The organism is Kitasatospora purpeofusca, assembly GCF_000718025.1.
Classification (GTDB): Bacteria; Actinomycetota; Actinomycetes; order Streptomycetales; family Streptomycetaceae; genus Kitasatospora; species Kitasatospora purpeofusca.
The window spans coordinates 170,448-190,767 of sequence record NZ_JODS01000031.1; the positions used below are offsets into that span (position 1 = coordinate 170,448).

Consider the following 20,320-nt stretch of genomic DNA (forward strand, 5'->3'; position numbering starts at 1 on the left):
CCCCTCGGCGTCAGACGGGCGGCAGCAGATCGCCCTCACTGATGGTGTACGTCAGCAGCGGTTGGACGAAGTCCGCCTCACGGTTCTCGCGCCGCCGCAGCCGGAAGAACTCCTGCCGCTGCTCCTCGTCCGCCGCGACCAGGGGTTCGCCCTGCGGCAGGTAAGGAAGCCCGTCACGGAACCGGAGCAGCGTCCTCGACGTCCGGAAGGTCACGCCCAGCCACTGGTTGTCGGCGGTCCGGGCGGGCGCGTCCAGGACGATCCGGTGCCTGAGCCGCCGATTCGACTCGACGGAGAACACGACCGCACCGTGGTGGAGCAGCGGGATCCCGAACGCCTCGCCACCGGACCCCTTCGGTTCCACGATCAGCCTCCGCGGCGGGTCCGTTTCGGGGTGCCGGTAGCAGGAGAACACGGCGATGAACGAGTCGTCGGCCAGGTCGAGGGCCTGGTCGGAATGGCTGCCCATGGTGGTGTACGCGTTCGTGTACGTCTCGATGAGCGCGTTGTTGAAGCCGACCGCGAGCCCGGCACGCTCCTGGATCCGCCGCGCCAGCCGCTCGTGCACCGCCCGGAAGCGCTGCACCGGGCCGCCGTAGCGGGTGGTGGTGCGCACGAGCGGCACACCGTCCGTCCCGTCGATCCGGGTGAGTGTGGCGCCCTGCCGGCCCTTGCCCGTGTCCTCCAGGCGGGCCGACGCGGAGAGCTCCGCGAAGAGGTTCCCGTCGGTCGGCAGATCGTACGAGCGGACCTGGTCCGGGATGCTAGGGGTGGGGGGCAAGGTAGTCTCCCGTGTTCATGCTGAAACGGAATCCGTCGCCGTAGTCGATGAAGGACGAGGACCTGTTCTCCTCGGCGTACAGCCGGCGCAGTTCGTCCATGCCGGCGGGTGTGGGCGGCTCCAGCGGGACCGGATCCCCGGCGGTCTTGAGGAACGTGCGGCCGTCCCGGTGCACGGCCTCGGCACTCGAACAGCGCACCACGTACCCCAGGCGGGTCGGGAGCAGTTCTGCGTCCAAGGACGAGGGCCGGATCTCGTGCGTGTAGAGGCGGTTGGTGGACAGCGGCATGAGGAACACGGACCCGGGGTGGAGGGTCAGTGTGAACTGCGGCGGCAGCGCGGTCCCGTCGGGCACGGCCGCCTGGTCCTTGAGGTGGAAGCGGAGCCTGGTCAGCCCACTGACACCGTTCACCCCGAGGTCGAAGGGATCCTGGGCCAGCGGCCGCAGCCCGTCGAGCCGGTCGTAGAAGGTGCAGAAGGCCATGATGCCGTTGACGGGCATGTCCTTGGTCTTGTCGGCATGGGCCGAGATCCTCGCCTTGGACTGCTTGCGCCCGTCCGTGGCCCCGGTGTTGTGGTAGATCTGGGCGAGGACGTGGTTCAGCGGCGCCTGGCCGCGGAACACGGCGGCGGCCTCGCGGTTCAGCGCCTCGACGACACCCGCGTCGGTCGGGCCGAAGCCCTCGGTCGGTCCCGACAGGTTCGTGGAGCACCGCAGCAGTCGGAAATGCAGCTCGTCACCGTCCCGCGTGACCGGCGTGAGATAGATCCCGCTGCGACGGGCCGTCCCGGGCTTGGTGGACTCGGTCAGCGACTGGAACGCGTGCTCCGCACTGATCCGCCCGAAGTGGTCGGCGTCGGGTTCGAAGAACTGCGGGTAGTACACGCCGACACCGTGCACCCGGACGGGAAGCCGGCCGAGCCCGACGACATTCCACAACGCGTCGACGCCCTCGCCCCCGTCCCCGCCGTAGCCGTGCGACAGCTCCCGCACCACGAACACCCGCGCGGCCGCCCGCAGCGGGAGGCCACTGATCGCGGAGATGTCGCCGCACAGGTAGACGGTCTTCCGCGCGAGCTCGACCGCACCGGAGGCAAGCTCCTCCGGCGTGACGACCGACCCGAGGAACCGCGTCACCACGTCATGGCCCCGCACCGCCGAAGGCGCGACCAGGACACTGCCCGCGTCCTCGACGCGGGCCTGCGCCGACTCCGTCGCGTCCATCAGAAACCCCCGCCATTCGCAGACATCGGTGAATCGCCCCTACGACCCGTTGACCGCCGATGCTCTCACGGGGGTCTGACAGCGGGTAACGCCTGCCCTGCGGCCGACTCCGAAGGCCCCCTCGCGCTGAGCGTGGCTGCGGCGGGACAATGGATCCGTGTCCGAGGAACCGCGTCCGTTGTCAGACCTGTGGCCCCTCGGCCGGGCGACTGGCTGTTCGACTCGACGCCGTCACCGTCACCACCGGGGGCGGTCTGGGCCGCGCCGGGCACCCGGGCTCTGGCTGGCGGCGCCTGCCCTGGGCGACCTGAGGACGAACCGCCCGGCTCGCCCGCGACGCCCGCGCGGACGGCTCCTCCGTGGACCTGCCCGGCGTGCCGGTGTGCGGTGCCGGGCCGACTGCCGAGGAGACTGGGCGCTGTGACTGATGTGCGAGAGAACCTGACCTATCAGAAGTTCGGCCTGGCGGTGCGTGACCTTGCCCGGACGATCGCCGACGACGGGTACGAGCCCGACCTCATCCTGAGCATCGCTCGCGGTGGTGTGTTCGTGGCGGGCGGCCTGGCGTACGCGCTGGACTGCAAGAACATCCACCTGGTGAACGTGGAGTTCTACACGGGTGTGGGCACCACCCTGGAGATGCCCGTCATGCTGGCGCCCGTCCCCGCGGCGATCGACTTCACCGACAAGAAGGTCCTGATCGCCGACGACGTCGCCGACACCGGCAAGACCCTGAAGCTGGTGCACGACTTCTGCCTCGGCCACGTCGCCGAGGTGCGGTCCGCCGTCATCTACGAGAAGTCGCACTCCCTCGTGAAGTGCGAGTACGTGTGGAAGCGTACGGACGACTGGATCAACTTCCCGTGGTCGGTGGAACCGCCGCTCGTCCGGCGCGAGGGCCAGGCACTCGACGCCTGATCGGAGCCTGCCGTCACGGTCAGCGCCGCGGGGGTGGCGGGCGACGGGTCTCGTCCGTCACCCGCCATGTCCGGGTGTTCAGCGGGCACTGCCGAGGTAGACGGTGTAGCCGGTCACCGAGGGAATGGGGATGTTGAGCATGCCCGCGGTCTCGGTGAGGGTTGCTTCCTGGGCCAGCACGCTGCCGGTGGCCGGATCGATGATGAAGGTGTAGCGGGTGGGCAGGCCGCTCTCCCGCGAGGTCGCGGAGTAGGCGATGCCCGGTCGGCCGGCCCGGTCGGTCACCGTCCCGGTGGCCTCGATACCCGGCAGCGAGGCGATCAGCTCCAGCACCGCCGCGCGCTGCCCGGCGCTAAGCGCGCGTTCGACGAGCAGGTCGTGCACCGCCTGCGAGGCCCCCAGCGGCTCGTCCACGCCAGGGGTGCGCCTGCGCAGCCAGTGCTTGAGCGCCTGGCCGTCCTGCGGCGTGCTGATGTCCTGGAGTGTGGGGTGGAAGAGGTCCTTGCGGGTCTTCTCCGACCCGCCGAGGCTGCGTCGTTCGCGGACGGGGCCGGCCGGGCTGTCGAGGATCCTGTAGTCGTACGGGACGACGCGGGAGGAGATGTTCCCGTGGTCGTCCCTGGTGTTGAGCGACCACTCCTGCCAGTGCAGCCCGAGCGGAGTCGTGGGTGCCTCGGCGGCCGACCGGGCGGTGCGGGCGATCTCCAGGATCTGCGTACTCGCGTCGGTGGACGCCTGCTCCGGCGTCAGGTGGTACGCCAGCGGCGCTGGGGTGGCGGCCGAGGCGGAACCGCTGCCCCCCGGCAGCGCGAGCAGCGCCGCTGCCACCGCCGAGACGGCCCCGGCGGCGACCAGTGCGACAACCGGACGTCGTCGCGGGAAGGGCCTCGGTCGGACCTGTGCCGGTTCCGGGGCGGCGTTGGACAGGATCCTCACCAGGGCCGCCTCGGCGTCGCCCGGCAGCGGCAGCTCGCCGGCAGCCGGATCGCTGGACGCCATCATTTTCCTGACCCGCTTCGCGGTACTCACCGCACCACCCCCACCTTCGGTGTGTCTGCCGTTCCCGTCCACGGGGAACCGTTCTCGAGGTCGTCGAGGTCGTCGAGGTCGTCGAGGTCGTCCAGGGCCTTCCGCAGTCGTTGTCGAGCCCGCAGGAGACGCATCGAGAACACCGCGGTACTGCACTCCATGGCCCGGGCGGCGTCCCTGACCGGGAGCGCTTCCCAACCGATCAGGGCGAGCACCTCCCGGTCGGTCGCGGACAGACCCGACCACGCCCGGCGGACCGCGTCACGGGCCGCGACCTGATCCCCGACGTCGCGTGCCACCGCCACCGTCGCAGACTTGTCGACCGCCACCGCCACCGCCGCCGCCGACGCGGTTTCCTGCGCCCGGAGGTGGTTGGCCACGGTGTTCCGGGCAACGCCGTACAACCAGGGCAGCACCCTTTCGCGGGGAAGGTCACCGAAGCGCCGCCACACGGTGGTGAAGACCTCGGCCGTCACATCGGCGGCATCGTCCGCAAGCACCCGGCGACGGACGTAGCGGTAGACGGCCGTGTGGTGCCGGACGTAGACAGCCCGGAACTCATTCTCTTCCCCCAAGACCACTCCCCGGATCGGCTCCCGTCCTGTTTATGTCGGGACGACGACGGATCTAACACCCCACCCTCAGGGCAGTCCTTCGACCGGTCGGAACCGCTCGTCGGGCGGCGCGGTCGCGGCGCGTCCCCGCGGGGAGTGGCCGGCCCCGGGCGGCCGGCGAAGGCCCGCACGACGCCGCGGCAGCGAGAAGGTTGGTGTGCGGGGCGGGCGGAACCGGGTAACGTCCTTGTTGTTCCTCCAGACGCCGATCCACGAGTGAGAGCGTGACGGGCCTCTGCTGACATCCTTCGACGTCGCTGCCCGTCCCCCACCGATGAATCCGCAGATCACTTCACATCATCAACCGGAGACACTTGACCGTGAGCAAGAACATCAACAACCCCATTGGCATGGGCGGCGGCCAGCGCAAGAGGCTGTCCCGCGCCGAGCGGCAGAACAACGGTCCGCACCGCAACCTCGACCGCCAGGGCGCGGCCGACCAGAAGGCGGAGCTGGTGCGCAAGATGCGCGAGAAGGCGGGCGCAGCCGAAGAGGCCGGGCAGGCGGGCGACGACACCGCGAAGAGCTGACGCACCGCCGTCGCAGAAAAGCACAGGGCAGGGCCCGGACCGCGACGCGCGGTCCGGGCCCTTCTGTCGTACCGGGCGCCGACCCGGTCACCGCCGCCAGAGCTTGAACGCGCTCAAGCATCAGGGAAACGGACCCGATCCTCGTGACCCGGACCTGGACCCGGACCGTCGCCGGACCCTGACCTGCATCAATACCGGCCGGAGAAGGCCGGGCCCCTCACGCTCGTCGACGCGAGGGGCCCGGCCTCCAGCGTACGCCCGCAGCCACCCGGCCTTCCGGCCGGGCCGCACAAGCCTGAGCCCACGGGCCACCGGCGCCGCCACCGCCACCGCCGACCGGCGTCTCGGGCTGTGCTTCAGGGGCGGAAGGTGCGGCGGTAGGTGTCTGGCGGGACGCCGACACTGCGGTGGAAGTGGCGCCGCAGGGTGGTGGCGGTGCCCATGCCGGTGGTCGCGGCGATGGTGTCGACGGTGGCGTCGGTGGTCTCCAGGAGTTCCTGGGCGTGGCGGATGCGTTGGGTGTGGAGCCACTGCAGCGGCGTGGTGCCGGTGAGGTGCTTGAAGTGGCGGCCGAGGTGGCGCGAGCTCATGCGGGCCTGGCGGGCCAGGTCCTCCACGGTGAGCGGTTGGTCCAGTCGCTCCAGCGCCCACGGGAAGAGCTCGCCCAGGGGGTGGTTGCCCGGGTCGGGGACGGGGGTGGCGATGAACTGGGCCTGGCCGCCGTCGCGGTGCGGCGGGACGACCAGGCGTCGGGCGATCCTGTTGGCGACGGCCGAGCCGTGGTCGAGGCGGACCAGGTGCAGGCACAGGTCCATCGCGGCGGCCTTGCCCGCGGAGGTGAGGACATCGCCGTTGTCGACGTAGAGGACGTCCGGATCGACGACGGCCGCCGGGTGGCGCCGGGCGAGTTCCCGGGTGTGGGCCCAGTGTGTGGTGGCGCGCCTGCCGTCGAGCAGTCCCGCCGCGCCCAGGACGAAGGCGCCCGTGCACAGTGAGGCCACGCGGGCGCCGGCCGCGTGGGCGGCGCGCACCGCCTCGACCAGCTCGGTGGGCGGCTCACGGTCCGTGTCGGCCCAGCCGGGGACGATCACCGTGTCCGCGTGCGCGAGGTGGTCGAGTCCGTGGTCGGGCTCCAGGAGGAAGCGGCCGACCCGCACCGGAGCGCTCCCGCAGAGGGAGAAGTCGTACCAGGGGTCCACGAGGTGGGTCAGATCGGATCCGAAGACCTCGACGGCTACGGACAGTTCGTAGTGGAGCATGCCGTCGGTGACGGCCAGCGCGACAGCGGGCATGTCCGAAACTGTACGTGGCATGTCGTTTCCGACACTCGTGCGGGGTGCCGCCGCAAGGACAGGATGTGGGTGTCGGGCCGCAGCGGACCGGCATCGCAGCGGGTGTTCGAGTGGACGGGGAGCAGTCTCATGGGGTCAGGTCAGCTGGTGGCGGTGTTCGGCGCGTACGGTCGCACCGGACGGTTCGTGGTCGCGGAACTCGTCGCACGCGGGTTCGTCCCGGTGCTCTCCGGGCGCAACGCGCAGGCCTTGGCGGAACTGGCCGAGGAGCACGGGCTGGAGGCCCGGGCGGCGTCGGTCGAGGACCCCGCCTCGCTGGACCGGGCCCTGGCGGGGGCGGCGGCGGTCATCAACTGCGCCGGCCCGTTCGCCTCGACCACCGGCCCCGTGATCGAGGCCGCGCTGCGCGCGCGGATCCCGTACCTGGACGTGGCCGCCGAGCTGGAGGCCAACCTCGACACCTTCGCCCACTACCGCGAGCGGGCCCGGGACGCGGGAGCGGTGGTCGTCCCGGCCATGGCCTTCTTCGGCGGTCTCGGCGACCTGCTCGTCACCGCCGCGATGGGCGACTGGACCGGGGCCGACGAGGCGCACATCGCCTACGCGCTCAGCAGCTGGCACCCCACCGCCGGCACCCGGCTCTCGGGCGCGGTCTCCCGCGAGCGGCGCGGCGACCACCGCCTGCGCTACAGCGGCGGACAGTGGGAGCGCCGCAGCGACGCCGCGCCCACCCTGGAGTGGGCCTTCCCGGAGCCGATGGGGCCGCGGTCGGTGATCGGGGAGTTCACCATGGCGGACGTCGTCACCGTCCCGCAGCACCTGTCCATCCCCGAGGTGACCACCTACATGAACACCGAGGCGGTCCGCGACGTCGCCGCGCCCGACACGCCCGCCCCGACCGCCGCCGACGGGAGCGGGCGCTCGGACCAGACCTTCCTCGTCGACGTCGTCGTTCGCTCGGGCAAGGCCGAACGCCGGATCACGGCCGCCGGCCAGGACATCTACGCCATCACCGCGCCCCTGGTCGCCGAGGCCCTGGAACGCGTCCTGACCGGCGCCACCAGGACCACCGGCGTCGCCCCCGCCGGCGAGATCTTCGACGCCCCGGACTTCCTGCGCGCACTCGGCCCGCACCTCACGGTCGACCTGCACCCGGAGAAGCAGACCGCCTGACCTCGGCCGCCCCGGTGGCGCACGTCTACCGGGTGCGGCCGATCGCGCCGCCCGCAGCATCGTCCGCAGCGAAAGTCCCGGAGACGACGAACGGCGCCCCGACGGGCAGTCCGAGCCTTGCCGCCCAGGACAGCGCCTCGTCGCGGGACGCGTCGCGCTCGGCCAGTCGGGCGGCGGCCAACGAAGGTGGCACCTTGCCCTCGTTCAGCAGGACGGCCCACTGGTTGCCGGTGAGGGCCAGGTAGCGCAGGTGCGGGAAGTCCGCGAGCACGGTCAGGTCCTGGACCGCGGCCCGGGAGAGATCCAGGCCGCGCAGCTTCGGCGCCGTGCGCAACGGGGTGAGGTCGGTCGCAGTGGTGGTGGCGAGGTCCAGCGAGCCGAGGTGCCGGTGGCCCTGGAGCGGTGCGAGGTCGCCGCCGGGGAGGTCGACGGCCAGGGACTCGACGGGCAGGTCCCGGAGGGGGGACAGGTCGGTGACGGGGCAGCGCTCGAGTTCGAGTCTCCGCAGGTGGGGCGCGGTGGCGAGCGGGGCGAGATCCATCGGACTGGTAGGTGCGTTGACCTGGATCAGAACGGCCTGGACAGCGGGCGACACCTCATGAGGGATTCCCCGGGATCGCAGCTCCGGATCGGCCCAGGACTCGCACGAGTCGGAATCGTCCATGACGTCGATGTAGTCGATGCCGTCCCCCTCCACCTCGTAGGCGCCCCGGTCCAGCAGGTCCAGGTAGCGGGCGAGGAGCGAGGTGACGGAGTCGCAGACGTAGAGCGGACCGTCGTAGTAGTCGCGGCCGATCTGGATCACTTGTCCGGTCCGTCCGGCATGGGCGGGGGACATGTCGACCGCGAGGTAGTTGCCGTCGTCGGCGGTGGCGAACGGGAACCATGCGGGGTGCTCGCGGCAGCGCCGAACCGTACCGGGCGGGTCGGCGTCCAGGACGACCGCGTCCCAGTTGTTCTCCCAGCCGGTCCACACCGGTTCCCGCAGGCCGGCGTTGGCGGCGACCAGCCGGGCCAGCGGTACCCAGCCGAGGTTGCCGAACAGGCCGCAGGCGTCCTCCCCGCTGCCGTCCGCGAACAGGTACAGCGCCCGCAGGTCGGCGGGCAGCGGTCGGCCGAGGCGCCGCTCGGCGTCCGCGAGGGCCGCCTCGGTCACGGGCGGTGGGAGTGTCTCGGAGCGCCCCAGGATTTCGGCACGCCGCTCCAGGTAGGCGCGGAGCCGGACGAGGGCCAGGTCCGGGTCGCCTGCCGGGCCGGCCGTGCCCTCCTCCTGGGCGTACCCGGCCGGGGAGAGCCGGTAGTTGCGGTCCAGGACGGCCAGGAAGCCCGGACGTTCTCCGTGCAGGCGTGAGACGACATCGTGGGACGCGACCAGCGAGTACTCCCCGGACGGCCGGCACCGTATTTCCAGCCGCGTGCAGTCCCAGCCGCGAGCGGTACCCACTGCCGAAGCCACGTCACGCAGATCCTGGAGGTCGATGCTCGGATGGAACGACCGCGTCCTCGCGTCGGACAGCGTGCACTGGCCGGTGATGTTGAGACCGAAGAGGCCTTCGGTGCTGACCAGCACCGCCTCCGTCCATCCCACCGGTGCGTTCGCCGCGATTGCCCCGGCGGCCCGTGCGACGCCCTGCTCAATCAGCTCGGCCATGTTCTGTTCCGCTTCTGTCGACACGCCGGTGATCATCGCAGGGGGCCATGACAGAGACGGCCGGCAGGATCCCGGCCGAGGACTGCAGCAGGTTCCTCTGCGGGGCGCGATGACCGGCGGCGGGCGGATTCGCTGCCCGTCGAAGCCGCATTCGGCCGCAGTCGAATTCCATCGGCCCGACATGTGGATGGCCCGCTTCCGGGCTCTCCGGCGGCGGGGTCGTCCGCAGGGGAGTCGGCGGTGCCCGGCTCCGGTGCATAACGAATGAGTCACGGCGCAGGAGGGGATCCGCGCACCGCGGTCCCCCCTGTGCCACATCTCTTCAACGCAGGAGCGCCGAGCACCATGCAGTTCACCATCGCCCGGGCCGTGGCCGGGGCAGCCTCCTTCGCCCTACTGGCGTCCGTCGCCGTGACCGGGGCCGCACCGGCCGCCGCGGACGAGAGCCGCAGCAACCGCGTCCTGGTGGTCCTCGCCGACTTCGAGGACGTGCACCATGCCGAGGCCGGAACGGACAAGGCGGGCATCGCGCAGCGGTACTTCGGGGTCGATGACTCGCTCCAGAGTTACTACCGGGCCGTCTCCCGCGGCCGTCTCTCGTACGTTCCCGCGGTCCCGGACAAGGTCATCGGGCCCCTGGCCCTGCCGTGGCGCGCGAACTGCGACCCGCGTGCCGTCCGTCAGGAGATCGAACGTCAACTGCCCCAGCGAGGCCTGGCGAAGGGCAAGGACTACGACAGCCTGTCCATCGTGCTGCCCCGGACTCCCTGTGCCTGGGCGGGACTTGGACAGGTCGGCGGCCCGGTGAGCTGGCTGAGGGCCCCCAAGGGCCGGGTGGGGTTGACCGCTGTCGCCCACGAGTTCGGGCACAACCTCGGCCTGCCCCACCAGCCGCGCCGGGTCTGCGCAGGCGGCGACCTGGGCGCCTGCGGCGCTCCGGCGGAGATGGGAAGGAAGTCGCCCATGGGCGGCGGAGGTTCCTCCCTCGGCCTTTCGGCCACGCAGCTCATCCACGCCGGATGGCTCGCGTCCGGCGAGCACGTGCGGGTGACCGCCTCCGGCACCTTCGCCCTGCGTCCCCTGTACGGCAGCGACAAGGGCGTACGCGCCCTGGAAGTGCCCCTGGGCAAGGACCGGTTGGTCCTGGAGTACCGCCGGCCGGAAGGAACCCTGGACGGCCGTCTGAACGGTGTCTATGCCTACCGGGTGTCCGGCGACTCCTACCGGAGTGGCACCCCGGTCTCGGCGTCCGCGGGTGACCGCGACGGCGCGGTCACCACCCTCCACGACACCGCCGCCAAGCTGACCGTGACCGTCGGTGCGGTGGACGCGGACAAGGCCACGGTCACCGTCACGGTCGACGGCGTCACCGCGCCCACCGGTACGGCCACCGCGCCCGCCGTGGAGGTGCCCTCCGCGAGCCCCACCATGTCTGCCCCGGCGACCCCGGTTCCGGATCCGGACGGCGGGGACGAACCGGAGGACACCGACGATGTGACGGGCCCGGACGGCCCCACCGCCTCCGCCACGGCGGCCCAGGGGGGAGAGGCCACGGCCCGGGTGACGCCGGCCCCCACCTCCGCCACTCGGGGTGGCGGGGCCGCAACCCCCGCCACAACCCCCGTCACGACCTCTGTCCCTGCCTCTTCCCCCGCGGCCACCGTCACGGGCGGCCCCTCCGGTGAAGCCGACGCCGGTGCGAACCTCGCCCACACGGGCGGGAACGGTACTGTCCTGGCCCTGACCGCCACCGCCGGGCTCACCCTGACAGCGGCCGGGGCGATCCTCGTCCGACACCGGAACCGGGGCGGCAGCCACCGGGCACGCGTGCAACGCTGACCGACCACCGCGCCGGGAGGCGGTCGGCCGGGCAGCAGGGCAGCCGTACGCGCCGGTACGGGGACCCGGCAGGAGGCGGCACGGTCAGTCGCCGGGGAACCCCTCTCGGCAAGGCCTTCAGTGAACGGAGCAGCATGCAGCCACAGGCACACCACGGCCCGCCGTCCGACGGCCGCGACTCCGGGGCTGCACAGGGGACGGCTCGGCCCGGGGCCGAGCCGGTGGTGGGGGAGCGGGCGGGTGTCGGCCGGCATGCCGGTGCGGGCACGGCCGCGGCGGTGCGATGGGTCGGTCCTGTGGGGCGGGCTGCGGCCCGGGGCAAGGCCCCGGTGCGTGCGTGGCCTGCTCGTGGCCGGGTCGGCTGCGTCGCGGTGTGGGTGCCGCGCGGAGTCGTGCCACGTGACATATGCGATATACGAAATTAACGCCAGAGGTTGTGTTGCCGCCTCTCCCTCTCGGCGACCGGGTGTCCGCCGGAGGCTTCGCACTCCGGGGTTCGTGCGGCGTGGGCCGGGCCGTGCGCGGGTGTCGCGGAGTCCTGTGCCTGCTGGCGCAGGGCGGCGGGGATGGCATGCAAAGAAGTCGCGAAGAACCCTTGGTCAAGATGTCATATATCAGATACGTTACGGCGCGTCGCCGAACCTCCCGGCCTCCGCACCGTCACGGCCGCGGTCCCGCGCAGCAGGCCGGTGGTCAGGTGGGTCAGGTGGTGGCCCGGGGCAACCGGGAGTGGGGTGGTGAAGATGTGCCGATCATGTGACTGATACGTTCGTCAGTCCGATCACGGATCACTCGAAGGACCGCACGTGACCACCCAGGCCCCGCCGCCGGAGTCCACCGACCCCTGGCGCGCCCCGGCAACGGAGTCCGCCCCGGCACCGGCCCCCGCACTCCGGCCGCCGTACCCGCTGCCCGGCCCTGGGCCGCGGAACGGGATGGGCGTTGCGGCGATGGTGCTCGGCATCATCGGCATGGTGCTGGCCCTCACCCTGATCCTGTTCTGGTTCGCCTGGCTGCCCGCCCTGGTGGGCGTGGTGCTCGGAGTGCTCGGCCTGCGGCTGTGCCGCCGGGGTGCGGCCACCAACCGGGGCACGGCGCTGGCCGGGGTGATCCTCGGGGTGCTCGCGCTGCTGGTCTCGGGCGCAGTCGCCACCTTCGTAGGGATGGCGGTCTACCAGTCCGCCCAGGCGGAGAGGGCGGAGGAGCAGCGCCGGGCGGCCGACGAGAAGGCCCGCCGGCTGACCTTCGGCCAGAGCTACACCACCGCCGACGGCCTGAGGATCACCGTGGCCAAGCCGGAGACCCGGGCCCCGCGCCCGAACTCCGTTCCCGCCGAGCCGGGTCTGCAGGCCGTCGTGGCGGTGGTCACCGTGGTCAACACCACGGCCGAGCCGCGCACCATGCACCCGGGCCTGCTCTACCTGAAGGGCCCGCACGGCGACGCCGAGGACCTCTACGAGGGGTTCGGGAGCCACATGTCGATCGACGGCACCCTCAAGCCCGGCGAGCAGCTGGCCGGCCATCGCACCTTCGCGCTGCGGCCCGCCGACTTCGGCCAGGTACAGGTCACGTTCGTCCCGGACCGGGCCACCCTCCAGCCCGTCCGGTGGACCGGCACGCTCTGATCCGGCGTCAGCGGACGCCGCACCGCGCCGCACCGCACCGCGCCGCGCCCGCTTCGTTCCCGTTTCTGCTCGAGTCACATAGTGGGGCCCGGTCGGCCCTACAGCTGAAACAGCGTGCGCAGTGCGAGGTCGGCCACTTGGTGCAGTTGGTCGCGGGTACGGCCGCTCGCCGCCTGCACGGCGATGCCGTCGGTGACGGTGTGCACCAACTGGGCAAGGACACGCGGATCACAGTCCGCCGGCAGGTCGGCCGCCTGCTCGAAGCGCCGACGCAGCGCGGCCTCGCCGGCCATCCGCCGCGCGATCACCTCCTGGCGGACCGGTTCGGAGTCCGGAGCGCAGGCATGGACGGTGTTGACGCTCAGGCACCCGTGGGGCATGTCCGGTGCCCAGTCACTCGCCCGGAAACCCGGTACCGCGCGTGGGTACCGCTCGACCATGATGGTGGCCATGACGGAGGAGACGGGCCCCGAATCGCTGGGCCTCTGCGTGGTGGCCAACGTAGCGCGGGAGACCAGCCACGGGGACGGCGGACTGGAGATCCGTACTGGACTACGGCACTTCGCTCCCGGGGCCAAGATCTGGATCGCACCGCTGCGGTGGGACGGAGGCAACCCGAGCGTGCCTGTCGTCGGCCGGCGCCGGGGCAACAGCCGCCGGTACCACGCGATGGTGATCCCGCGCCGGTTTCTGGAGAACTTCCGGGTCCGCGCCGTCTACAGCTCAGCACTGCTGAGCGCGCTCGGTGGTGGCCCGCTCTGGACGGAAGAGCGTGCGGAGAGCTACGTGCGGTACTGGGGCACGCCGAGGCTGGAGACGCAGGTCGAGGTCGAGGGCACCGGCTGCACCCGCTGGGCCCCGCCGGTCACCGATCCTCCGCCTGTGGAGCTGGAGTTGGAGGGTACGACGTATCACCTGGCCCACTTCAACGCCAACCGCGCCCGCTACTCGCCCCTGCTGCCGCCCGTGGAGCCGTCCCCACCACCGGTCGGGCCGACCGGCTCCTGAGCTTGTTCTCCACGGCCTGCGCCGGAACGGGATCGCTCGTCCGGGAATCCGCCGGACGTGGACACGCCCTTCGTCCGACCATGTGCTCCAACCGGCGCCCCGGGAGCATCATCGAACGCGACCGGATCAGACCATAAAACAGGCATGCTTAATGGCTGTTACCGTTCCGATCTTGAGAAGTGCTGGTCGAACGGAATTCCGGATCGGGTGAGCTGGCCTGTGTGCCGTGGCCCATGCTTCCGAACCGCTGACCTGCCCCGACTGCGGGCAACCCCTGAGGAGCCCGGGCCTGGTTCTGTCTCTCCGTGACGAGGACCAGCAGCGTGGGTGCCGACATGCCTGGAAGTGCCCAGCGGGTCATACCTGGTGGCACTTGGCGGACCGGCCTGCAGAGCCTCTGGATTCCTGTCCCTGTCCCCAGCTCTTTCGGCGATGACTACTACCCGCTGGACCCGGCCCGCGACCTTGGACTCACGAGCTCAGTGGCCGGTGTCGGTCGGATCTTGAGGGCCGGTCGCACGGGAGCCTCGAGCGGATGAGGGCGGTGGCGTCGTCGTGCCCGAGGCGATACCTGGGCATAGAGGGCTCCATGACGGCCTCGAACCCGTCGGCGGTCCCTGGCCAGGCAGGAAGGACGAGCCGGGTGGGGGCGTGGTGGTGAGGTCGGTGACGTCGGCCTTGACAGGCCCGCTGCCGCGCGAGGATGTGAGGGTCGTGCCGCCCCGGCGGCCGAGGCGCCGGGGCGGTCGACGCCGCGCCCTGATCCCGATCGGGAGCGCCTCGCCGCGGTGGCGCGGTCCCCGGCCGCGCTCTGCCGCCGGTCGCCGGCGGACTGCCCGCGGTCGCGGGGTGGTCCCGGGCGGAGGGTCAGGGCTGGGTGATCCGGCTCCAGCTGAAGGGTCCGAACGAGGTGTCGGTCGTGGGGTGGTGGGCGCCCGGGATGACGGTGAGCTTCAGCCACTCCAGCGGCACGGTGCTGCCGTGGACGACGATGCGGTGGAAGTTCGGGACGCTGTAGCCGGGGTGGCTGTTCCAGGCATCGGAGGAGCAGACGTCCTGGTCGCCGGCGCAGGGCGCGCCCCGGCCCAGCGGGTTGTCCGAGCGGTACACGTGCGAGTCGCCCATCAGCAGGAGCACCGGCCTGCCGAACGCGGTGGTGTGCGAGGCGAGGCTCGCGACGATCGGCTCGTAGCCGGCGACGTGCGCGGCGGGCTTGCCGTCCAGGTCCCACATGTCGGCCTGGGTGGTGACCACGACGGACGAGATACCGCCGACGTGGGCGACGGTGAAGGCGGTGTCGAGCCACCGCAGGTCGGCGGCGGTGCGCCGGGCGGCCTCGTCGAGCTGCTCCTGGGAGGCGGTGGGCGCGCCGTACCAGGGGTCGGCGTCGTTGTTGGATCCGCCGGGGACGTTGATGGTGACGAACAGCGTGCCGTTCTTGATCCACAGCACGTTCTCGACGTACCGGGCGTCCTCGGGGTGTGCCCGGTTGGGGAGTTCGGCCTGGGACAGGACGCGCAGCGTGCCGCTGCCGAGGGTGTGGCCGGCCCGCGGGAAGAAGTTCTTGCGGACCAGGTCGAGGTTGGCGACCGGGTTGCCGGCGGCGTGGTCGACGGGCTGCCCGGTGGCCGGGTCGAGCACGGGGTCGATCTTTCCGGTGGCGGGGTTGTACTTGCCGCCGCCCTCGGCGGCCTTGTGGCAGTCGGCCCATTCGTTGTCGCCGGGGGTGTAGACCAGCGGGTCGGCGAAGGTCTTCCAGAGCGCGGCGACGGACTCGTCGTACGCGGCGGTGCAGTACTGCTTGCCGGAGTGGATGTCACCCACGTGGACGACCGTCCTGACGTCCGGGTCGGCGTTGACGTTCGCGATGAACGCCGGCGTGGCCAGGAACTCGCTGGTGTCGCTCGGCGAGGTGCCGTACGGGGCGTCGCCGTACACGGCGAGTGTGAACGGCGCGCGGGCGCCGCGGGTGGGGCCGCCCTGGCTCGCCGTCGCGGTGGTGGCCGGCACCACGCTCAGCGCGAGGGCGAGGCTCGCGGCCGCGTACATACGTCTGTTCATGTGCTGTCTCCCGGAGGGTGCGCCGTGCGGAGGCTGTGCGGGAAGCAGCGTGCACTGCTCCGGGAACGGCCGGGTGAACACAAGTTCAAGGGCTCGCCGCGGGAATGACGGCCTGCCGGGACGGCGTCCGTGAGCCGCCGCCGGGCGCTCACTTCCGGATACCGCTGTCCGGCGCGCCTGCGCGCCTGCCGTTGCGGGTGAGGGGCCGGGACGGCCCGGCCCCTCAGCACCCCAGGGGTGACCGATGATCGAGGCGCAGCGGCCGGTGAGGCGTTACGGGGAGAAGACGTGGGTCGACGGCCTGGACTTCACCGTCCGGCCGGGCACTGGTGCTGGTGTCGACGCCCTGACCACGTCGATCGGGGTGTGATCGCGCGGGAGTGCTGTGTCCTGTTGCGCCGCCGGCTGACCGTCACCCGGCGGTGGTGGGGCCGTGGCGGTCCCAGTCGGGGGAGCGGACCTCCAGAGTGAGGTCGGGGCTGCGCACCTCGATCCCGCAGGTGCGGCAGGTCCAGGCGGCGTCGAGCGGGTGGTCGGGGTGGTCCGGGTGGCCGGGATCGTCCGTGGCCTTCGGGTGGTGCGGGTGGTGGTGCAGGACCACCGGTGGCTCGGGTGACAGCCAGCGGTCCCCCCAGGCGAGCAGGGCCTGGGTGAGCGGGGCGAGGTCCCGGCCGGCCTCGGTGAGGTGGTACTCGTAGCGCGGCGGGCGCTCGCTGTAGGCGCGCCGTTCGACCACCCCCGCCTCCTCCAGGGCGCGCAGCCGGGCGGTGAGCCGGTCGCGGGGGGCGCCGGTGTTGCGGGCGATCCGGTCGAACCGGTGGTTGCCGTAGAAGAGCTCGCGCACGGCGAGCAGCGCCCACTTCTCGCCGAGGACCTGCAGCGCGGCGGCGATGGAGCAGGGGCGGCCCGGCAGTGCGGTGGCGGCGGAACGGGTGGCCGGGTGCTGCGTGGCTGTGGGCTGGGCGGCTGTGGGCTGGGCGGCGGTGTGCGGGGTCACCCCACCAGCCTGCCATGGCGGGTTGCATATTCAAACTCACTGCCGCTAGCGTTCCGGGCCATGAAGTCAGTTGGAATATCAAACCCAGTCGCCGTGCAGGCCGAGCCGGACCGCCCCCACCGCCGCGCCGCGTTCCTGGTGCTCGCCGCCGCGGTCTTCGTCTCGAACCTCGACCTGTTCATCGTCAACGTCGCCCTCCCGGCGATGCAGCAGCACTTCCGCGGCAGCAGCCTGGCCACCCTGTCGTGGGTGCTGAACGGCTACGCCATCGTCTTCGCCGCGCTGCTCGTGCCCGCCGGACGACTGGCCGACCGCATCGGCCACCGGAGCGTGTTCCTCGCCGGGCTGGCCGTCTTCACCACCGCCTCGGCACTGTGCGCGCTCGCCCCGACCGTCGGCTGGCTGGATGCGGCCCGGGTGCTCCAGGCGGCGGGCGCGGCCGCGCTGATGCCGACCTCACTGGCACTGCTGCTGGACGCCACTCCCGCGGCCGAGCGCCCCGGCGCCATCCGGGCCTGGGCCTCGATCGGCGGGATCGCCGCCGGACTCGGACCGGTCCTCGGCGGACTGCTGGTCGAGGCCGACTGGCGCTGGGTGTTCATCGCCAACGTCCCCGTCGGCATCGCCGCCATCGCCGTGGGCACCCGCGTCCTGCCCGGGCTGCGCGGCAAGGAGAACGGACCGCTGCCGGACCTGTTCGGAGCCGTCCTGCTCACCGCCGCCATCGCCGTCCTCACCGTCTCCCTGGTCAAGGCCGACGCATGGGGCTGGCTCTCGCCCCAGGTCCTCGGCGGCCTGCTCGCGAGCGCCCTGCTGACCGCCTGGTTCCTGCGCCGCTCGGCACGTCACCGCGCCCCCGTCGTCGAACTGCCGCTGCTGCGCGTGCCGGTCTTCGCCGCCGCCAACACCGCGGCCCTGCTGTTCACCCTCGCCTTCGCCGGCATGCTGCTGACCGCGGTCCTGTGGTGCCAGCAGGCCTGGGACTACTCGGCGCTGCGCACCGGACTCGCCATCGCCCCCGGACCGCTGCTGGTGCCGCCGGTCGCACTGGGCAGCGCCGCACTGGTGCGCAGGCTCGGCCCGGGACGGGTGGCCGCGCTCGGCGCCCTGCTGTTCGCTGCGGGCATCGGCTGGTGGACCGCCGCCGTCGGACTCCGGCCCGGCTACGCCGGCGAACTGCTGCCCGGCTTGCTGCTCACCGGCCTGGGCGTGGGACTGACCCTGCCCACCCTCGTCGGGTCCGCCGCGGCGGCACTGCCGCCCACGCGCTTCGCCACCGGCTCGGCGATCACCACGATGGCCCGCCAGATCGGCGCGGTGGTGGGCGTGGCACTGACGGTCGGCCTGATCGGCACCCCGCACGGGCCGCAGGCCGCACTGGACGGCTTCCGGCGCGGCTGGATCCTGCTGATCGCGGCAGCGCTGCTGGCCTGTACGGCCGCTCTGTGGCTCGCCGCCGTCCAGCGCCGTGCGGCGGGTTCGCGGTAACCGCCACCCGTCGGCTGCCGCCGCCCGCGGCCGGGTCGTGCTCCGTCCCTGTCCCCGGAGTCGTGGCCGGAGCACCGGCGGCCTCACCCCTGTCGACGAGGTGACCGCCACCTACCGCCACCGCCCGGCCCGGTCCCTCCTGAGGGGACGGGAGAAGGGCGGGCGGTCTGCCGCCGAGCGGTACGCGGCGGCAGACCGCCCGCTCGACCTGTGGACCGGACCGGAAGCGGTCGCCGGGGCCGGTCGGCGCTCGCTCGGGCGGTGGGACGATCACGGCATCGGTGGGTGACGTCCGCCCCGCCCGGGCGAGCGGCGTCATCGAGGGCAGCCGCCCGGTGTCGGGCGGAGGCGAGGACGACGGGAGGGGGCGGCCCAGCGGCCGGCCGGGGACCCCGCAGGCGCCGCCGACCACCGAGGAGGCGGCCCGGTGGGTGGAGGACGAACTCGACGGCGGAGCACGGTGATTCCGCAGCCCGCCGACCAGATCGCCAACCGCAGACGCAAAGGCCGCCACGGCGGCCGCCCGCCGGCCTTCGACCGCGAGGCCTACAAGCAACGCAACACCGTCGAACGGTGCATCAACCGACTGAAGAACTGGCGCGGCCTGGCCACCCGCTACGAGAAGACCGCCACCGTCTACCAGGCCGGACTTCACATCGCCGGCATCTTCATCTGGTCTGCCCGCTGATCCAAAAGAAACGACCTAGCCGGGGGCGGGGCAGGACCGGCGGGCCGTCATGCCGATGGGGCGACGTTTCCGGCTGGAGGCCGCGGCCGCCCGGTGGGTCGAGGCCGACCGCGGGCGGCCCGCGCGCCTGGGCCACGAGGAGATCTCGCAACCCCGGTGGGCGGGCGGCCTGCCGGTGTATGCCGCAGGCCGCCCGTACGCCATCCTGCGGTCGGCCGCCCACGGCGCGGGCCGGGACGAACCGGCCGGGCTGGTGGTGCTGACCGCCGGCGCCACCGAGCATCGTGCCGTCGTCGACCGGGCCCCGGCCGGAACCCGGGTCGTCGACCTGTCGGTCCGGCGCTCCGGCCCGACGACCCTGCGAGCGCCCCGGACCCCCCGCACTCGCCCGGGAGTCGGGCACCGACACCGCCGAACACCGACCGGCTCCCGCTCGCCCGCGGCCCCGGTGCCCGACTCGGACGGGAGACGTCCTCGGCGACCGGGCCCTGGTGGCCCGAAGCGGCTCGGGCCGGGAAACCCGGTGCTCGGCGGCGGCCGGTGCCGGCCGGTCCGGCAGTGCGTCGGGCCGGTCCCGGCCTGCCCAGGTGGCTGAGCCCGGCTGCGGCACAGTGAAGGTGATCATCCGCAGGTGTGGAACGGGAGGGTCGGGCAGGATCAAGAAGAAGCGACGCGAGCACCCACCGCTCACGGAAGCGGAGTGAGCGGTACCCGCAGACCCCGGCTCCGACACGCTCGCGCGCCCGCCTGCGGACACAGGTTGACGAAGCGTCTGGTCTATGATCCGCCTGTACGCGTCAATCGGGCGCAGCGGGAGGGGTCAGCATGCTGACGGAGGCTCTGGCGGCGTTGGCCGCAGCGGGGGGAGCGGCTGTGGTGCAGGCCGCCGCGACCGACGCCTGGGCAGGGACCAGGGAGAAGGTGGCTGGCTGGTTCGGGCGAAGGGATCCGTCCCGGCAGGCCGCCGAGCTGGAGCTTCTCGACGAGACCGCCCGGGTGATCGCCCAAGCGGAAGACGACCGGCGCCCCGATGTGATGGCCGCTCATGAAGCGTTCTGGCGATCCCGGATCGAGGGGGCGCTGGCCGCCGCGCCGGACGACCAACACCGGAACCAGGCGGCGCGGGAACTCGACGTGCTGCTCCAGGTGATCCGAGCCGCCGCGCCGAGCGGCAACGGAAGTCTGACGGTCGGCGGTGACCTCACGATCCGCAGCGCCCCGGGCTCGATCGCCGCCGGCGTGATCAACGGGGGCGCGGTGGTCAACTCCCCTTCCCGGCCGGAGCGGACAACGGGCTGAGCCGCTCCGGGACCCCCGGCCCCGTCACCATCAACGCCACTACCGTCCACGGCGGCATCCACCTCACCCCAGGTGGGGCCGGCGCCGGACAGCCGACCGCGA

General features: G+C 72.5%; 19 protein-coding genes and 1 pseudogene. 11 read left to right on the top strand and 9 right to left on the bottom strand.

All coding sequences use genetic code 11. The annotated features are described in order from the left end of the window. Positions 1-10: 10 nt before the first annotated feature. Both IF01_RS0133095 and IF01_RS0133100 read right to left on the bottom strand, forming a co-directional pair. Positions 11-781: a hypothetical protein gene (locus IF01_RS0133095; RefSeq protein ID WP_030397298.1), complete on the bottom strand. Its 771-nt coding sequence runs from the start codon at positions 779-781 to the stop codon at positions 11-13. Beyond that, positions 765-2,006 carry a hypothetical protein gene (locus IF01_RS0133100; protein WP_030397299.1) on the bottom strand — a complete coding sequence of 414 codons (1,242 nt, stop codon included), beginning with the start codon at positions 2,004-2,006 and terminating at the stop codon, positions 765-767. The genes IF01_RS0133095 and IF01_RS0133100 overlap by 17 nt, the downstream gene beginning before the upstream one ends. 420 nt (positions 2,007-2,426) lie before the next feature. Here IF01_RS0133100 and IF01_RS0133105 point away from each other — a divergent pair, with 420 nt between their 5' ends. After that, on the top strand, positions 2,427-2,924 hold the full coding sequence (locus IF01_RS0133105; protein WP_030397300.1) for a phosphoribosyltransferase: 498 nt from the start codon (positions 2,427-2,429) through the stop codon (positions 2,922-2,924). Between the two features lie 78 nt (positions 2,925-3,002). Here IF01_RS0133105 and IF01_RS0133110 read toward each other — a convergent pair whose 3' ends face one another. Further along, on the bottom strand, positions 3,003-3,953 hold the full coding sequence (locus IF01_RS0133110; RefSeq protein WP_157855412.1) for a CU044_5270 family protein: 951 nt from the start codon (positions 3,951-3,953) through the stop codon (positions 3,003-3,005). Then, positions 3,950-4,534, bottom strand: coding sequence for an RNA polymerase sigma factor (locus IF01_RS0133115; RefSeq protein ID WP_051756683.1), 585 nt, complete (start codon positions 4,532-4,534; stop codon positions 3,950-3,952). The genes IF01_RS0133110 and IF01_RS0133115 overlap by 4 nt, the downstream gene beginning before the upstream one ends. A 347-nt stretch (positions 4,535-4,881) precedes the next feature. On the opposite strand from IF01_RS0133115, the gene IF01_RS0133120 reads away from it, so the two are divergent. Next, on the top strand, positions 4,882-5,097 hold the full coding sequence (locus tag IF01_RS0133120) for a DUF6243 family protein (RefSeq protein WP_030397303.1): 216 nt from the start codon (positions 4,882-4,884) through the stop codon (positions 5,095-5,097). 356 nt (positions 5,098-5,453) lie between these two features. Here IF01_RS0133120 and IF01_RS0133125 read toward each other — a convergent pair whose 3' ends face one another. Then, positions 5,454-6,389 (bottom strand): helix-turn-helix domain-containing protein, encoded by a 936-nt coding sequence (locus tag IF01_RS0133125; protein ID WP_030397304.1) that lies wholly within the window; start codon positions 6,387-6,389, stop codon positions 5,454-5,456. Positions 6,390-6,518: 129 nt separating this feature from the next. Between IF01_RS0133125 and IF01_RS0133130 the strand changes: the two genes are divergently transcribed. Beyond that, entirely contained in the window at positions 6,519-7,562 is a 1,044-nt protein-coding gene (locus IF01_RS0133130) for a saccharopine dehydrogenase family protein (protein ID WP_030397305.1), read from the top strand. A 25-nt stretch (positions 7,563-7,587) separates the two neighbouring features. On the opposite strand, the gene IF01_RS0133135 is transcribed toward IF01_RS0133130, so the two are convergent. Beyond that, the gene (locus tag IF01_RS0133135; protein ID WP_063764358.1) at positions 7,588-9,213 is read right to left on the bottom strand and encodes an SMI1/KNR4 family protein; all 1,626 of its coding nucleotides are present in this window, start codon (positions 9,211-9,213) and stop codon (positions 7,588-7,590) included. 345 nt (positions 9,214-9,558) lie between these two features. Here IF01_RS0133135 and IF01_RS47095 point away from each other — a divergent pair, with 345 nt between their 5' ends. Beyond that, positions 9,559-11,052, top strand: a complete 1,494-nt coding sequence (locus IF01_RS47095; protein WP_030397307.1) for a hypothetical protein — start codon at positions 9,559-9,561, stop codon at positions 11,050-11,052. An 806-nt stretch (positions 11,053-11,858) separates the two neighbouring features. Continuing rightward, positions 11,859-12,677 (top strand): hypothetical protein, encoded by an 819-nt coding sequence (locus IF01_RS0133145; protein ID WP_063764359.1) that lies wholly within the window; start codon positions 11,859-11,861, stop codon positions 12,675-12,677. Between the two features lie 98 nt (positions 12,678-12,775). Here IF01_RS0133145 and IF01_RS0133150 read toward each other — a convergent pair whose 3' ends face one another. Then, the gene (locus IF01_RS0133150) at positions 12,776-13,129 is read right to left on the bottom strand and encodes a hypothetical protein (protein ID WP_244215704.1); all 354 of its coding nucleotides are present in this window, start codon (positions 13,127-13,129) and stop codon (positions 12,776-12,778) included. On the opposite strand from IF01_RS0133150, the gene IF01_RS0133155 reads away from it, so the two are divergent. Beyond that, entirely contained in the window at positions 13,128-13,685 is a 558-nt protein-coding gene (locus IF01_RS0133155) for a hypothetical protein (RefSeq protein ID WP_037782124.1), read from the top strand. The two genes, IF01_RS0133150 and IF01_RS0133155, sit on opposite strands and share 2 nt — an antisense overlap. Positions 13,686-14,552: 867 nt before the next feature. On the opposite strand, the gene IF01_RS0133160 is transcribed toward IF01_RS0133155, so the two are convergent. Beyond that, positions 14,553-15,746 (bottom strand): hypothetical protein, encoded by a 1,194-nt coding sequence (locus IF01_RS0133160; RefSeq protein WP_157855413.1) that lies wholly within the window; start codon positions 15,744-15,746, stop codon positions 14,553-14,555. Between the two features lie 244 nt (positions 15,747-15,990). Here IF01_RS0133160 and IF01_RS51210 point away from each other — a divergent pair, with 244 nt between their 5' ends. Further along, entirely contained in the window at positions 15,991-16,116 is a 126-nt protein-coding gene (locus IF01_RS51210) for a hypothetical protein (protein ID WP_279617285.1), read from the top strand. 42 nt (positions 16,117-16,158) lie between these two features. On the opposite strand, the gene IF01_RS0133170 is transcribed toward IF01_RS51210, so the two are convergent. Then, the gene (locus IF01_RS0133170; protein WP_341845515.1) at positions 16,159-16,743 is read right to left on the bottom strand and encodes a winged helix-turn-helix transcriptional regulator; all 585 of its coding nucleotides are present in this window, start codon (positions 16,741-16,743) and stop codon (positions 16,159-16,161) included. A 93-nt stretch (positions 16,744-16,836) separates the two neighbouring features. Here IF01_RS0133170 and IF01_RS0133175 point away from each other — a divergent pair, with 93 nt between their 5' ends. The 4 genes and pseudogenes from IF01_RS0133175 to IF01_RS0133190 all read left to right on the top strand — a co-directional run bounded on the left by IF01_RS0133175 (position 16,837) and on the right by IF01_RS0133190 (position 20,218). Continuing rightward, on the top strand, positions 16,837-18,231 hold the full coding sequence (locus IF01_RS0133175; RefSeq protein WP_157855414.1) for an MFS transporter: 1,395 nt from the start codon (positions 16,837-16,839) through the stop codon (positions 18,229-18,231). 281 nt (positions 18,232-18,512) lie between these two features. Next, entirely contained in the window at positions 18,513-18,695 is a 183-nt protein-coding gene (locus IF01_RS48645) for a hypothetical protein (RefSeq protein WP_157855415.1), read from the top strand. Continuing rightward, a pseudogene (locus IF01_RS0133180) lies at positions 18,671-18,919 on the top strand (transposase); the annotation flags it as partial. The gene IF01_RS48645 and the pseudogene IF01_RS0133180, both read left to right, overlap by 25 nt. Positions 18,920-19,744: 825 nt before the next feature. Further along, positions 19,745-20,218, top strand: a complete 474-nt coding sequence (locus tag IF01_RS0133190; RefSeq protein ID WP_030397316.1) for a hypothetical protein — start codon at positions 19,745-19,747, stop codon at positions 20,216-20,218. Positions 20,219-20,320 lie beyond the last annotated feature (102 nt).

Excerpts from the sequence above, each read along its gene's own strand:
- IF01_RS0133125 (WP_030397304.1), bottom strand. The coding sequence starts at position 6,389 with ATGCCCGCTGTCGCGCTGGCCGTCACCGACGGCATGCTCCACTACGAA.
- IF01_RS0133160 (WP_157855413.1), bottom strand. The coding sequence starts at position 15,746 with ATGAACAGACGTATGTACGCGGCCGCGAGCCTCGCCCTCGCGCTGAGC.
- IF01_RS0133130 (WP_030397305.1), top strand. The coding sequence starts at position 6,519 with ATGGGGTCAGGTCAGCTGGTGGCGGTGTTCGGCGCGTACGGTCGCACC.
- IF01_RS0133155 (WP_037782124.1), top strand. The coding sequence starts at position 13,128 with ATGACGGAGGAGACGGGCCCCGAATCGCTGGGCCTCTGCGTGGTGGCC.
- IF01_RS0133190 (WP_030397316.1), top strand. The coding sequence starts at position 19,745 with ATGCTGACGGAGGCTCTGGCGGCGTTGGCCGCAGCGGGGGGAGCGGCT.
- IF01_RS0133100 (WP_030397299.1), bottom strand. The coding sequence starts at position 2,006 with ATGGACGCGACGGAGTCGGCGCAGGCCCGCGTCGAGGACGCGGGCAGT.
- IF01_RS0133135 (WP_063764358.1), bottom strand. The coding sequence starts at position 9,213 with ATGGCCGAGCTGATTGAGCAGGGCGTCGCACGGGCCGCCGGGGCAATC.
- IF01_RS47095 (WP_030397307.1), top strand. The coding sequence starts at position 9,559 with ATGCAGTTCACCATCGCCCGGGCCGTGGCCGGGGCAGCCTCCTTCGCC.
- IF01_RS51210 (WP_279617285.1), top strand. The coding sequence starts at position 15,991 with ATGATCGAGGCGCAGCGGCCGGTGAGGCGTTACGGGGAGAAGACGTGG.
- IF01_RS0133150 (WP_244215704.1), bottom strand. The coding sequence starts at position 13,129 with ATGGCCACCATCATGGTCGAGCGGTACCCACGCGCGGTACCGGGTTTC.